Source organism: Polaromonas sp. YR568 (assembly GCF_943369675.1).
GTDB lineage: Bacteria > Pseudomonadota > Gammaproteobacteria > Burkholderiales > Burkholderiaceae_C > Polaromonas.
The window spans coordinates 1-23984 of sequence record NZ_CALROB020000059.1 but is presented as its reverse complement, the minus strand read 5'-3'; the positions used below and the strand labels follow the sequence as shown (position 1 = coordinate 23984).

At 65.2% G+C, this 23984-nt stretch carries 22 protein-coding genes; 10 read left to right on the top strand and 12 right to left on the bottom strand.

Going from position 1 to position 23984, the window contains the following annotated elements:
- Positions 1 to 21 precede the first annotated feature (21 nt).
- Entirely contained in the window at positions 22 to 2535 is a 2514-nt protein-coding gene (locus ACLV8F_RS22500; RefSeq protein WP_411886427.1) for an EAL domain-containing protein, read from the top strand.
- Here ACLV8F_RS22500 and ACLV8F_RS22495 read toward each other — a convergent pair.
- Positions 2516 to 2881, bottom strand: coding sequence for an aminoacyl-tRNA synthetase (locus ACLV8F_RS22495; RefSeq protein WP_411886426.1), 366 nt, complete (start codon positions 2879 to 2881; stop codon positions 2516 to 2518). The two genes, ACLV8F_RS22500 and ACLV8F_RS22495, sit on opposite strands and share 20 nt — an antisense overlap.
- A gap of 144 nt (positions 2882 to 3025) precedes the next feature.
- On the opposite strand from ACLV8F_RS22495, the gene hemE reads away from it, so the two are divergent.
- The 3 genes from hemE to priA are packed head-to-tail and all read left to right on the top strand — an operon-like array spanning position 3026 to position 6703.
- The gene (gene hemE, locus ACLV8F_RS22490; protein ID WP_411886425.1) at positions 3026 to 4135 is read left to right on the top strand and encodes a uroporphyrinogen decarboxylase; all 1110 of its coding nucleotides are present in this window, start codon (positions 3026 to 3028) and stop codon (positions 4133 to 4135) included.
- Between the two features lie 49 nt (positions 4136 to 4184).
- Positions 4185 to 4514 carry a hypothetical protein gene (locus tag ACLV8F_RS22485; protein ID WP_411886424.1) on the top strand — a complete coding sequence of 110 codons (330 nt, stop codon included), beginning with the start codon at positions 4185 to 4187 and terminating at the stop codon, positions 4512 to 4514.
- Complete coding sequence (gene priA, locus ACLV8F_RS22480) at positions 4511 to 6703, top strand: primosomal protein N' (protein ID WP_411886423.1); 2193 nt, start codon at positions 4511 to 4513, stop codon at positions 6701 to 6703. Before ACLV8F_RS22485 ends, priA begins: the two co-directional genes overlap by 4 nt.
- Before the next feature lie 64 nt (positions 6704 to 6767).
- On the opposite strand, the gene ACLV8F_RS22475 is transcribed toward priA, so the two are convergent.
- The 3 genes from ACLV8F_RS22475 to ACLV8F_RS22465 all read right to left on the bottom strand — a co-directional run bounded on the left by ACLV8F_RS22475 (position 6768) and on the right by ACLV8F_RS22465 (position 9157).
- Entirely contained in the window at positions 6768 to 7421 is a 654-nt protein-coding gene (locus ACLV8F_RS22475; protein ID WP_411886422.1) for a hypothetical protein, read from the bottom strand.
- 77 nt (positions 7422 to 7498) lie between these two features.
- Positions 7499 to 8173 (bottom strand): hypothetical protein, encoded by a 675-nt coding sequence (locus ACLV8F_RS22470; RefSeq protein ID WP_411886421.1) that lies wholly within the window; start codon positions 8171 to 8173, stop codon positions 7499 to 7501.
- Positions 8174 to 8395: 222 nt separating this feature from the next.
- Entirely contained in the window at positions 8396 to 9157 is a 762-nt protein-coding gene (locus ACLV8F_RS22465) for an ArsR/SmtB family transcription factor (RefSeq protein ID WP_411886420.1), read from the bottom strand.
- Between the two features lie 122 nt (positions 9158 to 9279).
- On the opposite strand from ACLV8F_RS22465, the gene ACLV8F_RS22460 reads away from it, so the two are divergent.
- A complete protein-coding gene (locus ACLV8F_RS22460) occupies positions 9280 to 10566 on the top strand; it encodes an MFS transporter (protein WP_411886419.1) in 1287 nt (428 codons plus the stop codon).
- Between the two features lie 4 nt (positions 10567 to 10570).
- On the opposite strand, the gene ACLV8F_RS22455 is transcribed toward ACLV8F_RS22460, so the two are convergent.
- The 7 genes from ACLV8F_RS22455 to ACLV8F_RS22425 form a co-directional block, all read right to left on the bottom strand.
- Positions 10571 to 11866 (bottom strand): RNA polymerase sigma factor, encoded by a 1296-nt coding sequence (locus ACLV8F_RS22455; protein ID WP_411886418.1) that lies wholly within the window; start codon positions 11864 to 11866, stop codon positions 10571 to 10573.
- Between the two features lie 6 nt (positions 11867 to 11872).
- Positions 11873 to 12316: a YciI family protein gene (locus ACLV8F_RS22450; protein WP_411886417.1), complete on the bottom strand. Its 444-nt coding sequence runs from the start codon at positions 12314 to 12316 to the stop codon at positions 11873 to 11875.
- Between the two features lie 31 nt (positions 12317 to 12347).
- Positions 12348 to 12890, bottom strand: coding sequence for an SRPBCC family protein (locus ACLV8F_RS22445; protein WP_411886416.1), 543 nt, complete (start codon positions 12888 to 12890; stop codon positions 12348 to 12350).
- 173 nt (positions 12891 to 13063) lie between these two features.
- The gene (locus ACLV8F_RS22440) at positions 13064 to 13837 is read right to left on the bottom strand and encodes a YciI family protein (protein ID WP_411886415.1); all 774 of its coding nucleotides are present in this window, start codon (positions 13835 to 13837) and stop codon (positions 13064 to 13066) included.
- A 54-nt stretch (positions 13838 to 13891) separates the two neighbouring features.
- Positions 13892 to 14329: a YciI family protein gene (locus ACLV8F_RS22435; RefSeq protein WP_411886414.1), complete on the bottom strand. Its 438-nt coding sequence runs from the start codon at positions 14327 to 14329 to the stop codon at positions 13892 to 13894.
- 163 nt (positions 14330 to 14492) lie between these two features.
- Positions 14493 to 15446: an AEC family transporter gene (locus tag ACLV8F_RS22430; protein ID WP_411886413.1), complete on the bottom strand. Its 954-nt coding sequence runs from the start codon at positions 15444 to 15446 to the stop codon at positions 14493 to 14495.
- Between the two features lie 233 nt (positions 15447 to 15679).
- Positions 15680 to 16738 carry a porin gene (locus ACLV8F_RS22425; protein ID WP_411886412.1) on the bottom strand — a complete coding sequence of 353 codons (1059 nt, stop codon included), beginning with the start codon at positions 16736 to 16738 and terminating at the stop codon, positions 15680 to 15682.
- 445 nt (positions 16739 to 17183) lie between these two features.
- On the opposite strand from ACLV8F_RS22425, the gene ACLV8F_RS22420 reads away from it, so the two are divergent.
- The gene (locus ACLV8F_RS22420; protein WP_411886411.1) at positions 17184 to 18044 is read left to right on the top strand and encodes an IclR family transcriptional regulator; all 861 of its coding nucleotides are present in this window, start codon (positions 17184 to 17186) and stop codon (positions 18042 to 18044) included.
- Positions 18045 to 18153: 109 nt separating this feature from the next.
- Positions 18154 to 20244, top strand: coding sequence for an ATP-dependent helicase (locus ACLV8F_RS22415; protein WP_411886410.1), 2091 nt, complete (start codon positions 18154 to 18156; stop codon positions 20242 to 20244).
- Positions 20245 to 20254: 10 nt separating this feature from the next.
- On the opposite strand, the gene ACLV8F_RS22410 is transcribed toward ACLV8F_RS22415, so the two are convergent.
- Positions 20255 to 21049: a phosphate/phosphite/phosphonate ABC transporter substrate-binding protein gene (locus tag ACLV8F_RS22410; RefSeq protein WP_411886409.1), complete on the bottom strand. Its 795-nt coding sequence runs from the start codon at positions 21047 to 21049 to the stop codon at positions 20255 to 20257.
- A gap of 402 nt (positions 21050 to 21451) precedes the next feature.
- Here ACLV8F_RS22410 and ACLV8F_RS22405 point away from each other — a divergent pair, with 402 nt between their 5' ends.
- The 3 genes from ACLV8F_RS22405 to ACLV8F_RS22395 form a co-directional block, all read left to right on the top strand.
- Positions 21452 to 21838, top strand: coding sequence for a hypothetical protein (locus ACLV8F_RS22405; protein ID WP_411886408.1), 387 nt, complete (start codon positions 21452 to 21454; stop codon positions 21836 to 21838).
- Between the two features lie 60 nt (positions 21839 to 21898).
- Complete coding sequence (locus ACLV8F_RS22400) at positions 21899 to 23095, top strand: phospholipase A (RefSeq protein WP_411886407.1); 1197 nt, start codon at positions 21899 to 21901, stop codon at positions 23093 to 23095.
- A gap of 110 nt (positions 23096 to 23205) precedes the next feature.
- A partial coding sequence (locus tag ACLV8F_RS22395; protein ID WP_411886406.1) for a cation:proton antiporter occupies positions 23206 to 23984 on the top strand: 779 nt, incomplete at its 3' end.

The window sequence follows — 23984 nt, the reverse complement described above, 5'->3', positions numbered from 1 at the left end:
CTGAAAAGCAGGTGCCTGCCCGTGTCCGTTTCCGTCCCCAAGCTGTCGCCCGATTTCGCGCTCCATGTGCTGCCGCACTCCGGCGCCGAGCGGCTCACCCGGCTGGCCGCCCGCGCTTGCGACGCGCCTATGGCCATCATCGTGACCCTTGAAGGCGGCGAGGCTGTGTTCCACGCGGGCACCGGCTTTTCCGCGCAGGAGCGCGAGGGGCTGGCCGCCCTGTGCGAGGCCACACTGGAAACACCGTCGCGCCAGCCACCCCTGCCGGCGCGTTGCGCGCCCGAGATCGGCTTTTACCGCGGCCTGCCGCTGAGCCGCGAAGACGGCACACGGCTGGGCGTGCTGGCGGTGATGGACAAGGCGGCGCGCAGCCTCAGCCCCGCGCAGGAGGAAGACCTGGAAACGCTGGCCGGGCTGGCCGCGGCGCAGCTCGATGCACTGCATGGCCGGGCGATGCAGGCCACGCAGCAGACGGAAGAAGACGCGCAGCGCCTGGCCACACGCCTGGGCATCACGCTCGAAAGCATCACCGAGGGCTTTTACACGCTGGACCCGCAGTGGCGCTTCAGCTACCTGAACCGCGAAGGCGCGCGCCTGCTGGGCCGGCCGACAACGGAGCTGCTGGGCAAAAGCATCTGGAAGGAATTCCCGGGCGCCATCAACACCCTGTTTTCAGAACAGGTGCGCGCGGCGGTGGCGGGCAATTACCAGGTGGAGTTCGAGGCCCTGTATGCGCCGCTGGACAAATGGTTTGAAATACGCGCCTACCCTTTCCCCGACGGGCTGGCGATTTATTTCCGCGACGTCAGCGAGCGGCGCCAGGCGCGCGAGCAGCTCATGCTGCTGGAGACCAGCATCTCGCGGCTCAACGACATCGTGCTGATCGCCGAAGCCGTGCCATCGGGCAAGCCCGGGCTGCGCATCATCTTCGCCAACAATGCCTTCGAGCAGCACACCGGCTACAGCCCCGGTGAGGCGCTGGGCCATTCGCCGCGCCTGCTGTGTGGCCCGCTGACGCAGCGCAGCGAGCTGGAGCGCCTGCGCAACGCCTTCCAGAAAGGCGAGCCGGTGCAGGCCGAACTCATCACCTACAAAAAGAACGGCCGGCATTTCTGGATGGAAGTCGACATCGTGCCGGTGGCCGACGACGCCGGCGTCTTCGTCACGCACTGGGTGGCGGTGGGGCGCGACATCACGCGGCGCAAGGTGACTGAAAGCGAGATCAAGCACCTGGCCTTTTACGACCCGCTGACCCAGCTGCCGAACCGCCAGCTGCTGATGGAGCGGCTGGAAAAAGCACTGAGCCACAACCGCCGCCACCCGCGCGAAGGCGCGCTGATGTTCATCGACCTGGACAACTTCAAGACGCTCAACGACACCATGGGCCACCAGAAGGGCGACCTGCTGCTGCAGCAGGTGGCCAGGCGGCTGGCGGCCTGTGTGCGGCAGACCGACACGGTGGCGCGCCTGGGCGGCGACGAGTTTGTGGTGATGCTGGAAGACCTGGGCCAGGACCCGGCCGAAGCGACCGTGAAAGCCGAGATCGTGAGCGGGCAGATATTGGCCGCGCTCAGCGAGCCCTACAGCCTGGCCGGCTACCAGCACTACAGCACCTGCAGCATAGGCGTGACCGCCTTCAACCAGACGCTCAACAACATCGGCGACCTGCTCAAGCAGGCCGACCTGGCCATGTACCAGGCCAAGATGGCGGGACGCAACACGGTGTGCTTTTTCAACCCGGCCATGCAGGCCGCGGTGACGGCGAGCGCCGCCCTGCAGTCAGACCTGCGCCGCGGCTTGCGCGAAAAGCAGTTCCTGCTGTATTACCAGCCGCAGGTGGGCCGCGACGGCCGCATGACGGGTGTGGAGGCGCTGCTGCGCTGGCAGCACGGCGAACGCGGCCTGGTGCAGCCGGCCGAGTTCATCCCGGCGGCCGAGGAAGCCGGGCTGATCCTGCCGCTGGGCCAGTGGGCGCTGGAGACGGCCTGCCGCCAGCTCGCAAGCTGGGCGCAGCGCCCCGAAACTGCGGCGCTGAGCATCGCGGTCAACGTCAGCGTGCGGCAGTTCCGCCACCCCGAGTTCGTCGACCTGGTGATGGCCGCGCTGAAGGAGACCCGGGTCAGCCCGCACAAGCTCAAGCTGGAGCTGACCGAAAGCCTGCTGGCCGAGGACATGGAGATCACCATCACCAAGATGGCCAGGCTCAAGAAAATGGGCGTGACGCTGTCGCTGGACGATTTCGGCATGGGCTACTCCTCGCTCTCCTGCCTCAAACGCCTGCCGCTGGACCAGCTCAAGATCGACAAGTCTTTTGTCGAAGACATCCTGCGCGACCCCAACGACGCCGCCATCGCGCGCACCATCATCGGCCTGGCGCAAAGCCTGGGCCTGGGCGTGGTCGCCGAGGGCGTGGAAACCGAGGCGCAGCGCGACTTTTTGTCGCGCCACGGCTGCGACTGCTACCAGGGCTACCTGTTTTGCAAGCCGCTGCCGATCGGCGAGCTGGAAGCTTTCATCAAGACGCTGCGGATGTGACGGCGGGCGTTGCTGCTTTGGCGTGCTGGTGTTCCAGCCGGAAGATCACTTCCTTGACGATGCCGTACATCACGGCGCGGTCGCGGCCCGGATGGTCGCTGACATGCACCGTGGTGGCGCCCAGAACCACATCCTCGCCGTCATAGGCCACGCTGATGCCGTAGGCCGTCATCAGCGGCCCGCAGGCGCGCCAGTCGCGCGTCCACTGCGGCAGGGCCTGGGCGCTGTCCCAGAGCGTGCCGGCGCTTTCGTAGCATTCCTCGATGTGCGTGTGGCCCAGCAGCTGCGCCAGGTGACGTTCCTTGGCGATGCAGCTGCGGAAATATTCCTGGTCGTTCATGCGCATGGAAGTGCTCCTTGAAAGCCGTTCAAGCATGGTAAGTCTGAACCTGCGCCAGTGCCAGCCGGGCCTATATCCCGATATATCCCGATAAATCCCGATATACCCCGCAGCGAAAGAGGCATGAACCGGCTCTGAGACAATCGGTGCATGTTCGCCCCCCTCCAAAACGACACTTTTTTACGCGCCTGCCTGCGTCAGGCCACCCCCCACACCCCCGTCTGGCTGATGCGCCAGGCCGGCCGCTATTTGCCCGAATACCGCGCAACGCGCGCCCAGGCCGGCAGCTTCATGGGCCTGGCCACCAACACCGACTACGCCACCGAGGTCACGCTGCAGCCGCTGGAGCGCTACCCGCTGGACGCCGCCATCCTGTTCAGCGACATCCTGACCGTGCCCGACGCCATGGGCCTGGGCCTGTCCTTCGCGCTGGGCGAAGGCCCGCGTTTTGCCACGCCGGTGCGCGACGAGGCCGCCGTGGCCAAGCTCGAAGTGCCGGACATGGAGAAGCTGCGCTATGTCTTCAACGCCGTCACCTCGATCCGCAAGGCCCTGAACGGCCGCGTGCCGCTGATCGGCTTTTCGGGCAGCCCCTGGACGCTGGCCTGCTACATGGTCGAAGGCGCGGGTTCCGACGACTACCGCCTGGTCAAGACCATGCTGTACCAGCGCCCCGACCTGATGCACAGGATGCTGGCCGTGAACGCCGATGCGGTGGCCGCCTACCTGAACGCGCAGATCGAGGCCGGCGCCCAGGCCGTGATGATTTTCGACAGTTGGGGCGGCGTGCTGGCCGATGCGGCCTTCAAGACCTTCAGCCTGGCCTACACGGCCCGCGTGCTGGCCCAGCTCAAACGCGAGCACGAGGGCGTCAAGATCCCGCGCCTGGTGTTCACCAAGGGTGGCGGCCAGTGGCTGGAGGCCATGGCGCAGCTCGATTGCGAAGTGCTGGGGCTGGACTGGACCGTCAACCTGGCCCGGGCGCGCGCCCTGGTCGGCGAAAACGGGCCGCAGGCCAAGGCGCTGCAGGGCAACCTGGATCCGAACGTGCTGTTTGCCAACCCCGCGCAGATTGAGGCCGAGGTGGCCGCCGTGCTGGACAGCTTTGGCGCCCCCCATGCCGACCCCAACAAGGCGGGTCCCACCCATATTTTCAACTTGGGGCACGGCATCAGCCAGCACACGCCGCCGGAAAGTGTCGAAGTGCTGGTGCGCGCAGTACACGCTCACTCTCGCAGCATGCGCACCGCCCGGAGCTAAACCTTTCCACGCATGGCCGAAAACCACCGGAAACCGGCCAATTTGAACCGTGGCTAGCACAAAAGCGGGCATTGGCCGCTGGACTTATGCACAAAAATCTTGCTGCGCCGCCGCAATGCAATGCTCCCGGTTCATCTCACGCTATCAAAGCAATAGCGTTCGTAAGTTATTGATTTATATAGAAACTTTAAATTGCTTTTTTTCCGGGCAATTTAAGCAAGCCCTTGATTTACAAGGCTTCGCGACGCGCGGCGGCAAGCTATCAACAAAGTTATCCACAGAAAATCTGGAAATCTGTAAAGCGGTGGTAAATCAAGGACTTAGCGCATTATCTGGATGTACTTCGCAAGAAGTAAACACATTTAGTTACTCTGAATGAGCAATTGGCTGCAAATTGTCGTGGCAGCGCCGGCGCACAGTTCCATCGCCGGGCCGCTGACTTACCAGAGTGAGTTGCCACTCCCGGTGGGCTCGCTGGTGCGCGTGCCGCTGGGCAAACGCGAAGTCCTGGGCGTGGTCTGGGAAGTGCTGCCTGACAGCGGCGCGCTGCTGGAAATGCAGACGCGCCACGTCGCCGGCGCGCTGCAAGGGCTGCCGCCGCTGTCCGCCACCTGGCGCAAACTGGTGCAGTTCACCGCGAGTTATTACCAGCGCTCGCTGGGCGAGGTGGCGCTGGCCGCCTTGCCGCCGCAACTGCGCGACCTCAGCAACGTGCAGCTGGCGCGCCGGCTCAAGCGCCCCATGGCCGACACCCGTGGCGAGCAGCCCGGCGGCCGGTCGCTGGTGCTCAGCGCGCAGCAGGCCGCCGTGCTGGCCGAATTCGACGCCGATACCCGGCCCGCGCTGCTGTTCGGCGCCACCGGCAGCGGCAAGACCGAGGTCTACCTGCGCGCCGCCGCCCGCGTGCTGGAACTGGACCCCGCCGCCCAGGTGCTGGTGATGGTGCCCGAGATCAACCTCACGCCGCAGCTGCAGTCGCGCTTTGAAGAACGCTTTGCGCACCTGGGCAAGGAGCGCGTGGTGGCGCTGCACAGCGGCCTGACGCCGGCCCAGCGCCTGAAAAGCTGGCTGGCGGCCCACGCCGGCCATGCGCGCCTGGTGCTGGGCACGCGCATGGCGGTGTTTGCCTCCATGCCCAATTTGCGCCTGATCGTGGTCGACGAGGAACACGACCCGAGCTACAAGCAGCAGGAAGGCGCGCGCTATTCGGCGCGCGACCTGGCCGTCTACCGCGCCAAGATAGAAACCGAGGACGCCACGCATGCGCACGGCCCCTGCCGCGTGCTGCTGGGATCGGCCACGCCCTCGCTCGAAAGCTGGCAGGCTACGCTGGCCGGCCGCTACCAGCGCCTGATCATGGATGAGCGCATTGGAACGGTGCCGTCGACCGGCGAGGAAGCAGCGCCCTATTCCGCCGGGCCGCAGCCTGAGCCCTATTCACCGCCAAAAGCGCGGGAACCGGGCGACGCCGGCAGCCTGCCCACCGTACGGCGCGTGGACATGAACCACCAGCCCAAGCACTGCATCATCGCGCCGCCGCTGCTGGAGGCGATCGCGCAGCGCGTGGCGCGTGGCGAGCAGTCGCTGATCTTCTTGAACCGGCGCGGTTATGCGCCTGTGCTGGCCTGCCATGACTGCGGCTGGAAAAGCGAGTGCCCGCATTGCAGCGCGTTTCGCGTCTTCCACAAGATAGACCGCACCCTGCGCTGCCACCACTGCGGTTTCACCGAGCGCGTGCCGCGCGCCTGCCCGAGCTGCGGCAACATCGACATCGCGCCCGTGGGCCGCGGCACCGAGCGGCTGGAAGAGCACCTGGCCGAGCTGCTGGCCGGCGTGAAGCGGCCCGACGGCGAGCCCGTGCGCATTGCCCGCATCGACGCCGACACCACGCGGCTCAAGGGCGCGCTCGAATCACAACTGGCCAGCGTGCATGCCGGCGAGGTCGACGTGCTGGTCGGCACGCAGATGATTGCCAAGGGCCATGACTTTCGCCACATCACGCTGGTGGCGGCCATCAACCCCGACGGCGCGCTGTTCTCCAGCGACTTCCGCGCGCCCGAGCGCCTCTTCAGCCTGCTGATGCAGGCCGGCGGCCGCGCCGGCCGCGACGCGCGCCACAGCGGCGCCAGCGAAATGTGGGTGCAGACCTTTCACCCCGAGCACCCTTTGTTCGCCGCGCTCAAGCAGCACGACTACGCGGGTTTCGCGGCCCAGCAACTGGCCGAACGCGAAGCGGCGGGGATGTCGCCCTTCGGTTTTTCGGCGCTGGTGCGCGCCGAGGCGCGCACGCAAGAGGTGGCGCAAGGTTTCCTCAACGCCGCAGCGGCCCAGGCCGACGCGCTGCAACTCACCGGCAACGGCCAGGTCACGGCTTACCCGGCGGTGCCCATGACGATTCAGCGTGTGGCCGATATCGAGCGCGCGCAGATGCTGGTCGAAAGCCCTTCGCGCGCGGCGCTGCAGCGCTTTTTGGCGAATTGGCAACCGGTGCTGTTTGAAACGCGCCAGCAGGCGGAATTCAAAAGCCTGATTCGCTGGGCGATTGATGTGGATCCGATTGCGATTTGATTGAGTGGCGGGCGACTCATGGCGGCCTTCTCCATGGAAGACTTAAGCCCGATTAGGTGGCGCCCTATGAAAAGCCAAGGCATTGAATTTCATGTCGACGAAGCACCTTCTTGCGCGGTACAACTTCATTCCCTAGAGGATCAAGAAGCGCGCCCTTTACCTGCAGGCGGCTACCTTTCGGCGCACAAAGACCCCAACTTGCTTTCTTCTTAACATTCTCATCTTTCGACGCAGCGGCTCTGATCCAAGCTTCAACTGCAAGATCTGTGGTTGGAGACTGAAACGGAAAATCATCTTCATGAACCCACACCTTGGCCGAAGTGGCAAGCAACGAAGTGCGTATATTGATCGACGCCAACTCGGCAATACATGAGTAGCCAGCCATGTCACATAGCCTATCGACCAAGGACTCAATAAGAAGAAGGTTTGCGACGAGACCTAGATTTCCGCCTTGAAGATAGCAGGCTCGGTAGCCAGCGGCGCTGTTAAAGAACGCATCAAAAGCCTCATCCGAGACGTCTAGAGTGAAAACGGGCTGAACGCAATCTTGGAGCTCGGGATCGCGCCCCTTACATGACTCCAGTTGAATACCAGTGGCAGACTGCTCAACAAGTTCTATGACTTGCGAAAAGTCAGAAATGGCCAGAAGACGATCTCTGCGTGCAGTATCAAACGACGGCGAAAACTTCCATAGACCGGTCGATGGCATCGACTGCATAAAACACCTAGCGTTCGACATGAGCGGCAAACGCAAGTGGGCAAAACCCGCTTGTAGCTGTCCGCTCGATGAAAGAGTTAGCACGCATTTTCGGCCGAAGCATGCGGCGGTTCGAGAGCTGATTGTTGCGGAGGAGGGATGTTTGATTTCCGACAGAGTGACGTGACCTGCTCGGCGAAGGCCTTGGATGCTGAGGGGTGAAGAACAACTGACTCAATAATGGCGAGATCAATGAGTGGAGCATAGACAAGCAGCGATGGGTTGTGTTCCGACTGATAGTGATGCTCCTGAAAGTGCTGCCGGTCCAGCCCCTCGACTATAGGATGCATCGCTACGGCGCGTAGTTCTCGTTCATATTCGAAGCACTGGTTCTTGTGAGTGATGTACTCGAACATGTTGAGAGTAGGCAGGCGCTCAGTGGCGTAGTTCATGTATCGAACCATGCCCATGCCAACGTATGGCGGCAGTGCACCCCGAAGCTGCGCGAATGTGGTTTGAATTGCGACGGACTCGGGCTGCCTTGTGTAGCGGGCCCACATAGTGGAGCTTTCCTCAGCATTCATATGCCAGCAACTGACGTAGTACCGGGTTCGGAAAGCTGCCGCAAACCGGAGGAGCAGTTGTCGATTGTGCTCAATCGTTTCTCGCTCCTCGTCCGAATTTGCAGCCGACGAAAGCGATAACCACCAGTCGTCGTGCCCAGGCGGTTGTGTCCCCTCGAGAGGGTCGCCGAGGTGGGCGGCGTTCGGCATGAAGAGGCGCCTTTTGCAGACTAGCCACTCGAACTTTGAGTAATCCAGGTATCGCCAAAGGCACGTCTCCTTATCTTCGGGCTCGGGGAAGGCTGGGTGAGGGGCTTCGTAGATCATTGGAATAACTCACGGCACTTGCATCAATGACGAGTTCCAGATTTTTCGCGATTCTCGACCAAATGCGTGGGTTTGAACACCTCTTCACCTAAGGAAACCCAGACTTCAGGCAGCCGCGAGCCGATGCCCCAGGCGCGCAGGAAATGCATCCTCCTCCACCACCTGCCGCCAGCTCTCCTGCCCCATCCACCCGCGCAACGCCATCACGCCCTTGGGCGTGATCTCCAGCGCGCGCATGCCCTGGCGGCGCAAGAGCCAGCCGCGCTCCAGGCTGTGCGCGCAGATCAGCGTCCCCAGCTGACCGGCCACATGAAAGCGGCGCTCGCTCCAGTCAAGGCACGGCCGGCAATAAGGCCGCCTGGTGCTGGCCCCGGGCACGGCAGCCAGATCAATGCCCAGGCGCGCCAGCACGGCGCCGGCCTTGTCCGTTGCATGGCCGGCATCTCCGTCAAAAACAATCGCACCGTCGGCCACCAGGTGGTGCGCAATCGCCACGCCCAGCCGGCCGGCGATATGGTCGTAGCAGCTGCGCGCCATGCGCATGGCGGCATCCTTGGGGCCGGGCACGACCGCGCGGCGCACGGGGGGCGCGTTCTGCGCCGCGAGTTGGGTGATGCCTTCGAGCACGCGGGCCACTTCGGGCGAGGCCAGGCGGTGGTAGCGGTGGCGGCCGTGCTGCTCGACGCTCAGCAGGCCGCCTTCGACCAGCAGCGCGAGGTGGCGGCTGGCGGTTTGCGGCGAGACGTTGCCGGCGCCGGCCAGCTCATGGGCGGTGAGGGAGCGGCCGTCCAGCAGCTCCATCAGCATGGCGGTGCGGGCCGGCTCGCCGACCAGCGAGGCGATGTGGGCGATCTGGTTGGTGTTCATAGCTTGGGGCCTCTGTAGCTGCAACCTTAGCAGCATCGCGCGGCCCATGCTTCGCTCCGGGGCGAAGCATCGCAGCCCGTCTTCATCGCACCATGGGCGCCATGCCTTTCAAGGAGAAGCCCATGGAACTGCCAATGTCCCCCGCCCTGCAAACCCCGGCGCCGCGCGCCTTTTATGGAACCACTGTCGTACGCGCCGCCTTTGTGTTGGCCATCTTCGGCTGGGGCATAGGCTTTTACAGCCCGGCGATTTTTCTGCACGCGGTGGTCGCGCGCACCGGCTGGGCGCTGCCGCTGGTCTCCAGCGCGGTCACCTTTCACTTTCTGTTCGGCGCGGGTGTGGTGGCCTGCCTGCCGCGCATCCATGCCCGGCTCGGCGTGGCCGCCACGACGGCGGCCGGCGCCGCCGCGCTGGCCCTGGGCCTGCTGGGCTGGTCACTGGCCGCACAGCCCTGGCAGCTGTTCGCGGCCGCGCTGCTGACCGGCGGCGGCTGGGTCACCATGGGCGCGGCGGGCATCAACGCCATCATCTCGCCCTGGTTTGTGCGCGGCCGACCGATGGCGCTGGCGAAGGCCTACAACGGCGCCAGCCTGGGCGGCGTGATCTTCTCGCCGCTGTGGGGCGCGCTAATCGCCGCCATGGGCTTCACGGCGGCCACACTGCTGGTGGGCGCGGCCATGCTGGCCATCGTGGGTGGCTTGAGTTTTTATGTGGTGCGCCGCACGCCCGAGCGCATGGGCCAGCGGCCCGACGGCGACGCGCCTGGCGTGCCGGCGCGCGGCGTCACGTCGGTGCACGCCAGGCCGCTGCCGGGCCGGCTGCTGTGGCGCGACCGCGGCTTTCGCACACTGGCCGCCGCCATGGCGCTGAGCCTGTTCGCGCAGGCCGGGCTGATCACCCATTTGTATTCGCTGCTGGTGTCGGCCATGGGCACGCAGGGCGCGGGCCTGGCGATGGCGCTGGCCACCGCCTGCGCCATTGGCGGTCGCACCATGGTCGCCAAATGCATGCCGGTGGATGCCGACCGCCGGCTGGTGGCCATGGTGAGTTACGCGGTGCAGATTGTCGGCTCGCTGGCGCTGGCCAGCGCGGCGGAACACCAGACCGCGGTGATCCTGCTGGGCGTGGTGCTGTTTGGTGTCGGCATCGGCAATGCGACCTCGCTGCCGCCGCTGGTGGCGCAGGTGGAGTTCGTCAAGGAAGACGTGGCTCGCGTGGTGGCGCTGATCGTGGCGATGGCGCAGGGTTTGTGGGCGTTGTCGCCGGCCACGTTTGCGCTGTTGCTGGTGACCGGTAACGGAAGCCCTGCCCGGCTAGGTGCGGGCACGGGCTTTTATTTCGGCGCGACGGTGCTGCTGCAGCTGGCGGCCATCGCCTGCATGCTGGGCGGGCGCAAGCCTGCGGGCTGAGACTTCAGGTCAAGCGCGGCGTGGCGTCCGGTTTGCAGGCCGCGGCGCGCGCCAGCAGCAGCTCGCGTTCGCGCAGGTTGCGCGTCAGCGAGGCGGCGCGTTCGAACTCGGCATGGGCTTCGTCAAGCCGGCCCAGCTTGAACAAAAAATCGCCGCGCACGCTGGGCAGCAGGTGGTAGTTTTTCATCAGCGGCTCGGCCAGCAGCGCGTCGGCCACATCCAGCCCCGTCGCCGGGCCGAAGGCCATGGCCAGGGCGACGGCGCGGTTCAGCTCCACCACGGGCGAGGGCGCGAGTTGCGCCAGCGCGTCGTAGAGCGCGGCGATGCGCTGCCAGTCGGTGTCGGCGCCCGTGGGCGCGCGCGCGTGGCAGGCGGCGATGGCGGCCTGCAGCGCGTAGGGCCTAAGCGCACCGCCCAATGCCTCGGCGCGCGCCAGCGCGGCGAAGCCGCGCCGTATCAGCAGGTGGTCCCAGCGCGCGCGGTTTTGCTCGAGCAGCAGGATGGGTTCACCCGACGGCCCGGTGCGCGCCTTGGAACGCGAGGCCTGGATTTCCATGAGCGCGACCAGGCCGTGGACTTCGGGTTCCTGCGTCGCCAGTTCGGCGAGCACACGGCCCAGGCGCAGCGCTTCGTCGCAGAGCGCGGGCCGCATCCAGTCGCTGCCCGAGGTGGCCGAATAGCCTTCGTTGAAGATCAGGTAGATGACCTCCAGCACCGAGGCCAGCCGGGCCTCGCGCTCTTCGGGGCCGGGCACTTCAAAGGGCACACGCGCTTCGGCCAGGGTGCGCTTGGCGCGCACGATGCGCTGGGCCACCGTGGGCTCGGGCACCAGGAAGGCGCGCGCGATCTCGTCGGTGCTGAGGCCGCCCAGCAGCCGCAGCGTGAGCGCGATGCGCGCCTCGGTGGACAGCACCGGGTGGCAGGCGGTGAAGATCAGGCGCAGCAGGTCGTCGCCGTAGTCATCCTCGCCGTCGCCGGGGCCGGGCTCGTCTACGTCGGCGAAGGCCATGTCCTGCTCCATCTCGAGTTCGCGGCCCAGCTCTTCGTGCTTGAGGGCGAGCAGCTTGCGCCGCCGCAGGTAGTCGATGGCGCGGTGCTTGGCCACCGCCATGAGCCAGGCGCCCGGGTTGTCGGGAACGCCTGACTGCGGCCAGCGCTCCAGCGCCGTGACCAGGGCATCCTGCGCGATTTCCTCGGCCAGCCCCACCTCCTGCACCATGCGCGCCACCTTGGCGATGACCTTGGCCGACTCGATGCGCCAGACGGCGTCGATGGCGCGGTGGGTTTCATGGGACGCCATGCGGCTTCAGGCGCCCTTGCCCTTGGCTGCGGTTTTCCCGCTGGGCGCCTGCTGCATCTCGGTGAAGCCGGCGGCCGCTTCCTGCACGTCGGGCGGGAAGTCGCTCATCTCCTGCACCTGGCGGATCTCGATGATTTCGTTCTCGCCGCCGGGGCAGCGCGAGGCCCATTCGATGGCCTCTGCGCGCGAGGCCACATTGATCATCCAGTAGCCGCCCAGCACTTCGCGCGCTTCGGCAAAGGGGCCGTCGACCACGCGCGGCTTGCCGCCCGGAAAGCTCACGCGCGCACCCATGGAGGGCGGGTGCAGGCCGTCCAGCGCGAGCAGCACGCCGGCTTTTTGCAGCTCCTCGTTGTACTTCATCATCGCGGCGACGGCGTCGGCATCAGGCAGGGTGCCCGCGGCGGCGGTTTCGTAGCCTTTGGGGATCATCAGCATCATGAATCGCATTTGAATACTCCTTGAGTGTGGGGTGGATGAGTCAGCCTTGTTTTTCCGCGGCCGCCTTCAGGTCGGCCAGGCCGGCTTCAAAGTCCTTGCCGACCATCTTGTCCATGCTGAAAAAGACCTGCATGACCCTGGACATCAGGGGCGCGGGGCCGGCCATGTCCCAGCTCACGGTGCTGCCGCCGGCCTGCGGCTGGATGCTGAAGATCACCTTGTTGTGGGCCTCAAAAGGTTTGCTGAAATTCAGGTCAATCTTCACCAGGGAGGACGGCACGGACTCGGTGATCAGCATGTCGCCCGTGCCGACTTGCTTGCTTTCCCAGGCATAGGCCGAACCTTTGCCGGTGGCCGGGCCGCTGAAGCTGCGCTTCATGGCCGCGTCTTTCTTCTCCCACGGCGACCAGGCGCCCCACTGCTTGTAATCGTTGATCAGCGGAAAGATTTTTTCAGGCGGCGCCTGGATGGCGATTTGCCGCTGGACGCGGAAGGTGTCGGGCTTGGTGGCGGCCAGCAGCAGCACGGCCACGATAAAAACCACAATGGCGACGGCTGCAATGATGGCGATGGTTTTGAACATGTTTTTATCCCTTAGGTTGGTGTTCGTTCACTTGATAAATGGCGAGCGCCGGGTTTATCGGGCCGGTCCGGCCCCCAAAAAACGTCTGCTCACCCTCACGACGAACGAGAAACACGAAATAGACATGCCCGGCCAAAAATTTCCGGATTATTTTTAGCTGCCGCTCCGGGCACTCAGGCTGCGGCGAAATCGGTCATCTCATAGAGCAAGCGGATTTCCACCTCAACCTCCTCGGTGTCGCGGAAGGGGAAGGGGTAACCCAGCGCCCAGTCCACCGCCGCCTGCAGCGAGCGCGCCCGGATGATCCAGAAACCGGCCAGCAATTCCTTGGCCTCGGCAAAGGGCCCGTCCATCACGCTGGGTTTGCCGCGCGTGAACTTCATGCGGGAGGCGCTGGCGCTGGGCTTGAGCCCTTCGCCCATCAGCAGCACGCCGGCCTTGACGGCCTCGTCGTTGTGTTGGGCCATGCGCCCCAGCCACTGGCTGTCGGGCACGACGCCGGCTTCGGCCCTGTCATTGGCCTTGAGCAAAATCATGAAGCGGCGAAAGCCCTCTGGCAGGGCCGGCGCGCCTTCACCGGCCACGCCGCGCAGGCCGCCGGGGCAGCCGCCCTCGCGGATTTCCAGCGAGGTGTTGCCGCCGGCGTCTTCCTGCGGCCAGCGTTTGAGCCATTCAAGCACTTCGTCCCGGGAAGCCGCTTCCACCATGGTGAAGCCGGCGATCAGCTCCTTGGATTCGGTGAAGGGGCCGTCGGTGACCGTGGGCTTGCCGCCCGAAAACCGGATGAGCGCGCCCTTTGAGCTGGGCTGCAGGCCCTCGCCGCCCAGCAGCATGCCGGCCCTGGCCAGTTCCTGGTTGTAGGCGCCCATGGCCGCCAGCAGCGCGGGGCCGGGCAGCTCGCCGGCCTCGGTGCTTGCGTCGGATTTGCGCAGGATCATGAATTGCATGCGTGGGATCTCCTTATCCCCGGTTTTTACCTCAAACAGGGGATGGAACGGCTTTCAGGACCGCGTGCCGGACTGCGCTTCGACCTGCTTGCGCAGGCGCTCCTCGGCCTCGCGCAGTTCGGGCGTGAACCCGGCGCCGAAGTCTTCGGCCGAGAACACCTGGCGGATTTCGATTTCGGCTTCGCTTTCCGGCGGGAAGGGGCAGCGCTTGATCCATTCGATGGCTTCTTCTTTGGACGAAACCTGCAGCATCCAGAAGCCGGCCACCAGTTCCTTGGTTTCGGGGAAGGGCCCGTCGACCACGGTGCGCTTGCCGCCGGAGAATTTGACGCGCGCACCCTTGGAACTCGGGTGCAGGCCCTCGCCCGCCAGCATCACGCCGGCCTTGACCAGCGATTCGTTGAACTTGCCCATGTCGGCGAGCAGCTGTTCGCTGGGCATTTCACCGGCTTCGCTGTGTTTGTCGGCTTTGACCAGAACCATGAATTTCATTTCGGACTCCTTGAAGTTGCGTTGGGAGCGGAGAGCCCGGACAACCCGGGCAAAAACATCCTGCTCTTGTGGGTACGACGAAGGGCTGAAGCGAAATCGACAGTTTGGGGCCGTCTTTTTTCAGTTTTTTTGTAACAGCGGCCGAACGGACCGGCTACCAGGCTCAGGTCAGCAAGGCCACAGCCGCCGAAAAGCTGAAAAAGGCCAGCACGGTCGACAGCAGGATGATGCGCGCGATGCGGCCGTTGTCGGCGCCGAAGCGCTCGGCCAGCAGCGCGACGTTGCTGGCGCTGGGCAGGGCCGCGACCAGCACGATCACGACCAGCGCGGAACGCTGCAGGGGAATGCCCAGCGCGATGGCGCCCAGCCCCACCAGGCCCACCAGCACCGGGTGGACCACCAGCTTGATGAGGGCCACCGGCACGTAGTCCCTGAGCGGCGTGGCCGCGACGCTGTTCATCTGCGAACGCGCCAGCACGGCGCCTATGGTGAACAGGGCCACCGGCGAGGCCGCGTCGGCCAGCAGCGCCACGGTCTGCATCACCGGCCCGGGCAACGCCACGCCGAAGCCGGACGACAACGCGCCCAGCACGATGGCCCAGGGCATGGGATTGAGCGCCACGCCTTTGAGCGCTTTTTGCGCGGCGGCTTCTGCGCCGTGGATGTCGGCCGAGTCCAGCCGCGACAGCGCGATGCACAGCGAACTGGTCACCAGCAAATCAACCAGGATGGTGACGATGGCCGGGCCGGCGGCCTGCGCGCCCAGCAGAGCCACCAGCAGGGGCACGCCCATGAAGCCGGTGTTGGGAAAGGCCGCGACCAGCGCGCCGAAGGAGGCGTCGTTCCAGTTCATGCGGCCCTTGCGCGTGAGCAGCACCGTGAGGGCCACCATCGCCAACGCGCAGACCAGGTAGACGGCCACCAGGCCGGCGTCCAGCAGCTGCGCTATCGGCGTGCCGGCGCCGAAGCGGTACAGCATGCAGGGCAGCGCGAAATACAGCACAAAGGTGTTGAGGCCGGGAATAGCCAGCTGCGGGAGCAGGCCACGGCGCGCGGCCAGGTAGCCGCACAGCACCAGGGCAAAGAAAGGAAAAGTGACAAAAAGAATGCTGAGCACGGCGCCGATTGTCGCCCACGCCCAGGCCTTGTTCTTGTAGATGAGCGCTCCGCACAACCCGGCGGCCTATCGGTGCGGGAAGAAATAGCGGCAACGCAGGGAATGCCTGCGCAAGCGGCTATTCGTGAAGTGGCAAAAAAAACGGCGGGCAGCCGGCGAGGCATTTGATTCTGGTCTGCCTCCCCGCCATGCTGCCGCCGAACGCCGGGGACCCTCCCGGCGATGTCGCCCCTTTAAAAGCTGTGCGCAATGCCCGCGTAAATGGTTCTTTGCGACTGGTTGACCGCCGGATTTCCCGATACCGTGTCCACCCCGAAGTTGGCGCCACTGGAATTGCTGACGTTGCCGAATGACGCATACAGCAGCGTGCGCTTGGACATGGCGTAGTCCGCGCCCACCATGCCCAGCGTGGCCTTGCCTGCCACGCGGTCGGATGTGACGTGAAAGACGGTACCGATCAGCGTGAGCGCCGGCGTCACGTCGTAGCGAACGCCGACCCAGGCATGCTTGAGCTTGGTCGCGGCGGCGAGGGCCGCGTCGGGCGCGGTGATGTAGTCGTAGGCGGCATACAGCTTGGCCGGGCCGATCTTGTAAGTACCGCCTACGATGGTTTCCTTGGAGGTGTTGAAAACATCCGTGAAGGTGCCGACAGCATTACGGCGCTGGGAATAAATGGCGCGCAGCATCAGGTCCTGGTTCGCATAGGTCAGAGAAAAGCCTTCGCCGCGGTTGGCCTTGCTGTTGCCCGCCTGCTCGCCCAGCGAGATTTGCCCGGTGGCGCTGAAGCCACCCAAATCAGGCGTTGAATACTCGATCACATTGCTGGCCCCGGGCCAGTTGCGGCCCCTGACCAGCGTGGCGCTGCCCACCCACTGCTGCCCGGTCGGGTCCAGGTCCCACACATCGTTGCTGATGAACAGGTTCTTGCCGAGGCGAAAGCTGCCCCAGCTCGCGTTGGACAGACCGACATAGGCGCGGCGGTTGAACAGGTTGGTTCCGGCCCCCCCGTTTTTAAGCTCAAAACCGCTTTCGAGAACGAAGTTGGCCGCCAGGCCGCCCCCCAGGTCTTCTTTGCCCTTCATGCCCCACATGCTGGTGCCCCACTGGTTGCTGGCCACCATGGTTTTGGAGTAGCTGGCATTGGCCACCGGGTCATACACATGGTCGATATAGGCCAGGCCGGAGACGACCCGCCCGTACAAGGTAACGGAGGATTGGGCCGAAGCCATGTGCGGGGCCAGCGCGGCGACGCAGGCAGCCCCCAGGTACATACGACGGAAAGCAGCTTTCATGATGTGTCTCTTTTCTATGCTTGGTTTTGAGTCAATGAACAAGTCCGGCTATGCCCATTCGCCGGCATGGCTGCCCAGAGCGAACCCGGTCCGGGCGGGAAATCCTGGTCGGCAGCACCGTCAATCGTCCTGGGCACATGACAAAACCCCCTTTTTTTGAGCTGACGACCATGAGGTGAAGCGCCAAAGGCAAAAAACCCATCTTGCGAAAATTCATTAATGAATGATGTATTTACTCATGGACTTAATCATAGAAATTGGCTTATCTTTCGAGCTACGGACTTTCCCTAGATAAACATTCGATTTATTGGTGAATTTTTTAATCCAAAAGTAAACAAATCTGTGCTGGGACAGCGAAAATCGTCGCAAGCGCTGCATGACATATCAAGAGCGCTGCCTTACATATCAAAATTGCAATGCCTTCGGCCTCATCCACTCCGCCGCCATGAACCAAAACTCTTCTTCCCCGACTGCCGACCCGAACCCGGACGACGCTGACGCCACCGCATCCGCGTCTCTTGCGGATGACCGCTACCGCGCGCCGGCGCTTGACAAGGGTCTGGACATCCTGGAGTTGCTGGCCCGCCAGCCGCAGGGCCTGACGCGCGCGGAGATCGTGAAGAAAATGGACCGCAACGCCAGCGAGATCTACCGCATGCTGGAGCGCCTGGTGGCGCGGCAATACGTGATGCGCTCGCTCCCGGGCGACCGCTATTCGCTGAGCCTGAAGCTCTTCACGCTGGCCCACATGCATCCGCCGCTCAACCGGCTGGTGACCCAGGCGATTCCCATCATGGAAGCGTTCGCGCAGAAGGCGGAGCAGGCCTGCCACATGGGTGTTTATGACCAGGGCAATGTACTGATCGCCGCGCAGGTCAACGGCCCCGGCACCTGGAGCATGACGCTGCGCGTGGGGGGGCATGTCGGGCTGGTCGATACCGCCTCGGGCCAGGTGCTGCTGGCTTTCGCGGATGCCAGCCAGGCCCGGCAAATGCTGGCCCAGCACACGGCGCCCGAAGGCGAGGCGCCGGTCGACTCCGATGAGCTGGCCGCCACCCTCGGCCTGATCCGCAAGCAGGGCTACTTCGAGCGCGACAGCCTGCAATCTTTCGGCGTGGCCGATATTTCCTGCCCCATCTTCGGCCCCGACCACAGCGCGCTGGCCGTGCTGACCTGCCCCTGCGTGCGGCGCATGGACCGCCAGGTGGGCCCCGACCAGAAAACCGTGCGCCTCCTGCTGCTGCAGGCGGCCCAGGCCCTGTCCTTGACGCAGGGCGGCTTCGCCCCGGCGAGCCGGGACGCCTGAGGCCCGCCGCGGACCCCAAAGGGGGTAGCCGCTATGATTTGGCGTTCCCCCGGCCGCCCCGACAGGGCCGGCCACGCGCCCCTTCTCCCCCTGGAATCGATTTCTCTTCATGAACCACGGCCTGAACCCTGCCCAACAAGAAGCCGTGAACTACCTGCATGGCCCCTGCCTCGTGCTGGCGGGCGCCGGCTCCGGCAAGACGCGGGTGATCACGCACAAGATAGGCCGGTTGATCCAGTCAGGGCTCAAGCCCGAGCAGATCGCCGCGATTACTTTCACCAACAAGGCCGCCGCCGAGATGCGCGAGCGGGCCAAGGCGCTGATCGGGAAACCCGCCAAAGGCGTGCTGGTCTGCACCTTCCATGCGCTGGGCGTGCGCATGCTGCGCCAGGACGGCGCGGCGCTGGGCCTCAAACCGCAGTTTTCCATCCTCGACAGCGACGACGTGACCAGCATCATCAAGGACGCGGGCGGCAGCACCGACGCGGCCACGGCGCGGCAGTGGCAGTGGACCATCAGCCTGTGGAAGAACATGGGCCTGAACGCGGCCGAAGCCATGTCGCAGGCCAACGGCGACGAGGAGCGCGCGATCGCCCGCGTGATGGCGCACTATGAAGAGCGCCTGACCGCCTACCAGAGCGTGGACTTCGACGACCTGGTGGGCCTGCCGCTCAAGCTGCTGCGCGAACACGAAAGCGTGCGCGAAAAATGGCAGGACTCGCTGGGCCACGTGCTGGTCGACGAATACCAGGACACCAACGCCACGCAGTACGAGATGCTCAAGCTGCTGGTGGGCCCGCGCGGGCGCTTCACCGCGGTGGGCGACGACGACCAGTCGATCTACGGCTGGCGCGGCGCGACGCTGGACAACCTCAAGAAACTCCCGCAGGACTACCCCAACCTCAAGGTGGTGAAGCTTGAGCAGAACTACCGCTCCACCAGCGCCATCCTGCGCGCGGCCAACAACGTGATCGGGCCCAACCCCAAGCTGTTCCCCAAGACGCTGTTCAGCGAACTCGGCGAAGGCGAGCCGGTGCGCGTGGTGGACTGCGACAGCGAGGAGCACGAGGCCGAGCGCGTGGTGGCGCGCATCCAGAGCCTGCGCGCCGAGGGCAGCCTGCAGGCCGAGGGCGGGCAGTACAAGGAGTGGAAAGACTTCTGCGTGCTCTACCGCGCCAACCACCTGGCCAAGCCTTTCGAAAAAGCCTTTCGCAAGGCCAACATCCCCTACAAGGTCTCCGGCGGGCAGAGCTTTTTCGACCGCGCCGAGATCAAGGACCTGTGCTGCTGGATGCGGCTGCTGGTCAACAACAACGACGACCCGGCGTTCATGCGCGCGGTGACCACGCCCAAGCGCGGCATAGGCCACACCACGCTGGGCGCGCTGGGCAATTTCGCGAACGCCTCCAAACAAAGCCTGTTCGAGGCGCTGTTCAGCAACTCGCTGGGCTCGGTTCTGCCGGCCAAGGCGGTCGGCTCGCTGCACGAGTTCGGCCGCTACCTCAACGACCTCGAATACCGCGCCAAACGCACGGTGGGCGCGGAGGACGCGCGCGCTTTCCTGAACGACTGGCTCAAGGAAATCGATTACGAGAAGCACCTCTATGACGGCGAGGACAGCGAAAAACTCGCGGCCGCGCGCTGGACCAATGTGATGGACTTCTGCGACTGGGTGGCCCAGCGCTGCGGCGGGCAGATCGACGACGCCTCGGGCGCGGTGGTGGCCGCCGAAACCAAGACCATGCTGGAAGTGGTGCAGACCATCGCGCTGCTGTCCACCATCAGCGAACGCGAGGGCGACCAGAACGTGGTGACGCTGTCCACACTGCACGCGGCCAAGGGCCTGGAATGGCCGCACGTGGTGCTGGCCGGCGTGAATGAGGGCCTGCTGCCCTTCAAGCTCGAAGACGACGACGGCAAGAACACCGACAGCATCGCGCTGCGCCTGCAGGAAGAGCGCCGCCTGATGTACGTGGGCATCACGCGCGCGCAGCGCACGCTGGCCGTGAACTGGCTGCGCAAGCGCAAGAAAGGCCGCGACATGATTCCCGGCGCGCCCAGCCGCTTCATCGCCGAGATGGCGCTGGACAAGGCCACGGTGAAGGAAGACCCGCGCGAAAAGCTCAAGGCCTTGCGCGCGGAGTTTGCGAAAAAGTCTGCCGAAGGGATTGCGGCCGCGGCGGCGTCAGAGACCCGTTAGTGCGCGGGCTTTACAAGCCCAGCCATTTCCCGATGCCGACCAGCGCGGCCTCATCGAACTCGACAAAGCCCTGCACATTGAGTGCTTCCAGCCGTTTTTTGCCCTCGGGAGATTGCTCCAGCCCCACGAAGTAAGCGGTGAGCTGGGCGCGCTGCGCGTCCGTCACCTTGGCGCTGGAGATCATGTGCTTGATGGGCACCGGCTTGCTGGTGGCCAGCACCTTGCCGCCCTTGTCCTGCCAGTCCTTGACCACCGCGCGCGAAGCCGTCACGCCGGCGGTCACCAGGCCGTGCTCGACCATGAAGGGCACCGCCTCCTGCAACTTCACGTAGTTGGTTTCCAGCGGCTGCGCGCCGAGGGCGTCGCGCAAGGTCGCGCGCATGATCACCGAGGTGATGGAGTCTTCGTCGGGCGCGCCTATCTTGTGGCCCTTGAGGTCGGCCAGGGTCTTGAGCGGGGAATCGCTGCGCACCATGAAGGAATCGCGGTACTCGGTGAAGCCCTTGGTCAGCGCGACGAGGCGGTAGCCGCTTTTGCTCATGGCCCGGATGGAATGGTGGGCCGGATGCACATAGGCGATGTCGTAGCGCTGCTCGGCCAGGCCTGCCGCGAGTTCTTTGTAGTCTGTGACCGGCTGTATCTTCACCGGCCGCTTGAGCAGCTTGCTCAGGTCCTCGGACAGGTCGCGAAAACGCTCGACGGTGGCGCCGGGGTTGACGCGGTAGGTCACGCCCTCGTTCACCGCGAACACCAGCGGCGCACCTTGGCCCCACGCCTGGCCGGCCAGCAGGGCCAGCAAAAGCATACTTAAACATTGACGAAAATTCATGAACAGCCCCTGAAGTAAGAAAAAGTAGCTCTAGTGTCTCAGTTACAAACAGTTGCAACTCACGGGTTTGCCTGTGTTGCGCCTCAGAGAAGATGTATTCGTGAGATAGTTCGCAAGCCTCAGGGCTTGTGCGTTGCGAAAACCCCGCACCTTGCCGTCCCTGAATTCCCTCTTCGCCACTGCGCCGCAACCCAGCCTCCCCGGCCGGTTTCCGCCGCTTTCCTGTTGCCCCCGTACCCAACGGCCCAAGCCGTGTGTTTCCTGTCCATGATTTCGACAATTTTCCGAACCGCTCTTGTTTTGACAGCCGCCTGCGCCTTGTCCGCCGGGGTTTCCGCCCAAACCCCACCTGATGCCGCGTGCCCGCCGGCGGAGCAGATGAAGGCCCCGCAGCTTTACGGCCTGTGGTCCGCGCGCTTTGCCAACCCGCCCGCCGGCCTGCCGGCGCGCGCCACCATGCTGCTGGAGCGGCATGCCGAATTCGCCGACAGCCTGGCCGGCGTCGTGAGCCGCGACCTGGGCACCGCGGGCGGCTCGAAGGCCATTGCCGGCCATGCCGCCAAGGCGGTGCTGGCCGGCGACCTCGAAGGCGGCATGCTGCTGCTCGACGAGTCTTCCGACAACGTCAGCATCACCGGCACCTGGAACGGCGAGATGGTCGAGGGCTCCTGCGGCAAGGTGTTCCAGGGCACCTGGAAAGACACCAGCAGCAGCGCGCCCGACAACGCGCCCGACATTCCCTTCACGCTGACCCGGCTGCCCTGAGCGGCATCCGCCCGAATCTTGCTTCAGCTTTAGAACACCACCACCGGACCCAACCCACCCATGCGACTGAAACTCTCCGCACTTGCCGCGCCCCTGCTGTGGGCCGGCCTCCTGGCGCTCTTCGGCGCTGCCCCGGCGCAGGCGCAAACGCCGCCCGCAGCGCGCACTTCCCCGCTGGGCTGGCAGGCCTGCCAGGCGCTCAAAGGCGACGACGCCGGGCAACTGGCCTGCTTCCAGCAGTGGGCCGAGTCCCAGTCGCGGCCCAACACGCCCGCGCCCAGCCTCACCACGGCGCCGGCCAACCCGGCGACCGGGCAGCCGGCCACGCCGGTGCTGCTGCTGCCTTCGCTGAACACCGAGGCGCCCGACGGCAAACCGATTGGCTGCAAGAACACCAAGTACTCCGAACTCTCGCGCTTCTGGGAACTGCAGCGCGGCACCGACTGCGACACCTTCTCGCTGCGCGGCTACCGGCCGATCACGCTGGCCGTGGTCACCTCCGACAGCGTGAACACGCAGCCTTCCTCGCCGACGCTGGGCCATACCGCGCTGACGGCGCAGCCCTACATGCGCACCGAAAACAAGATCCAGCTGTCGGTGCGCACCAAGGTGGCCAAGGGGCTGCTGAAAAAGGGCGACAACGACGAGGACGACCACGACTCGGTGTGGTTCGGCTACACGCAGCAGAGCTACTGGCAGCTGTTCAACGGCAACCTCTCGCGGCCTTTCCGCACCACCGACCACGAACCGGAAGTGCTCTACATCTACCCGCACCAGATCGCGCTGCCCGGCGGCTGGAGCTACCGGCTTTCGGGCCTGGGGCTGGTGCACCAGTCCAACGGCCAGTCGCTGCCGCTGTCGCGCAGCTGGAACCGCGTCTACCTGATGGGCGCGGCGGAAAAGTCGCTTGGCCAGGACTCGGGCCTGATCCTGCAGGGGCGCATCTGGGACCGCCTGAAAGAGTCTTCCGGCAACGACGACAACCCCGGCATCGAAGACTATGTGGGCCGCGCCGAAGTCACCGGCAGCTGGCAGATCAACAAGGCCAACACGGTGGGCGTGACGCTGCGGCACTCGCTGCGCAAGGAAGCCCGCGGCTCGGCGCGCCTGGACTGGATGATGGCGCCCGCCTCGTCGCCCAACTACACCGGCCTGCGCTACCACGTGCAGCTGTTTAACGGCTACGGCGACAGCCTGGTGGATTACAACCGCAAGCGCACTGTGCTGAGCGTGGGCCTGAGCCTGGTCGACTGGTAGCCGCGGCGTCTTGTTACGGCGCCTTTGCGGCGATTTTCAGCACTTTTGCCAGCACGCAAACGGCGTGACGGCTGATACACACAGGCACAGGCTGGGCCCAAGCTGGGCCGATGAACGAGCCCACCACCTTCACCCTGGCCTGTATCGTGGCCGGCGCGCTGCTGATCGCGATGACGCTGGGGGGCTCCTTCATCGCGCGCCTGCCGCTGAGCTCCGCCATGCTTTACCTCGGCGTGGGTGTGGCGCTCAGCCCGGTCGGGCTGGCGCTGGTCAAGCTTGATGCGCTGAAAAACGCCCTGCTGCTGGAGCGCCTCACCGAAGTCGCCGTGCTGGTGTCGCTGTTCACCTGCGGCATGAAGCTGGAGTTCCGCTGGCGGGACGGGCGCTGGCGCATTCCGGTGCAACTGGCGACGGTCTCCATGGTGATCACGGTGGCGGCCGTCACGGCGCTGGGTGTCTACCTGCTGAATATGCCGCTGGGCGCGGCCGTGCTGCTGGGCGCCATCCTGGCGCCCACGGACCCGGTGCTGGCCTCCGACGTGCAGGTGTCCAACCCCGGCGACCGCGACCGGCTGCGCTTCGGCCTCACGGGCGAAGGCGGGCTCAACGACGGCACGGCGTTTCCCTTCGTCATGCTCGGGCTGGGCCTGCTGGGCCTGCATGAACTCGGCGAAGGCGGCTGGCGCTGGTGGGCCGTCGACGTGGTCTGGGCGGTGGCCGGCGGCCTGGCGCTGGGCTGGCTGCTGGGCACGCTGGTGGGCCGCGCGATTCTTTACCTGCGCATGCGGCACCGCGAAGCGCTGGGCTCGGACGAATTCATCGCGCTGGGGCTGATAGGGCTCACCTACGGCCTGGCGCTGCTGAGCCACACCTATGGCTTCCTGGCGGT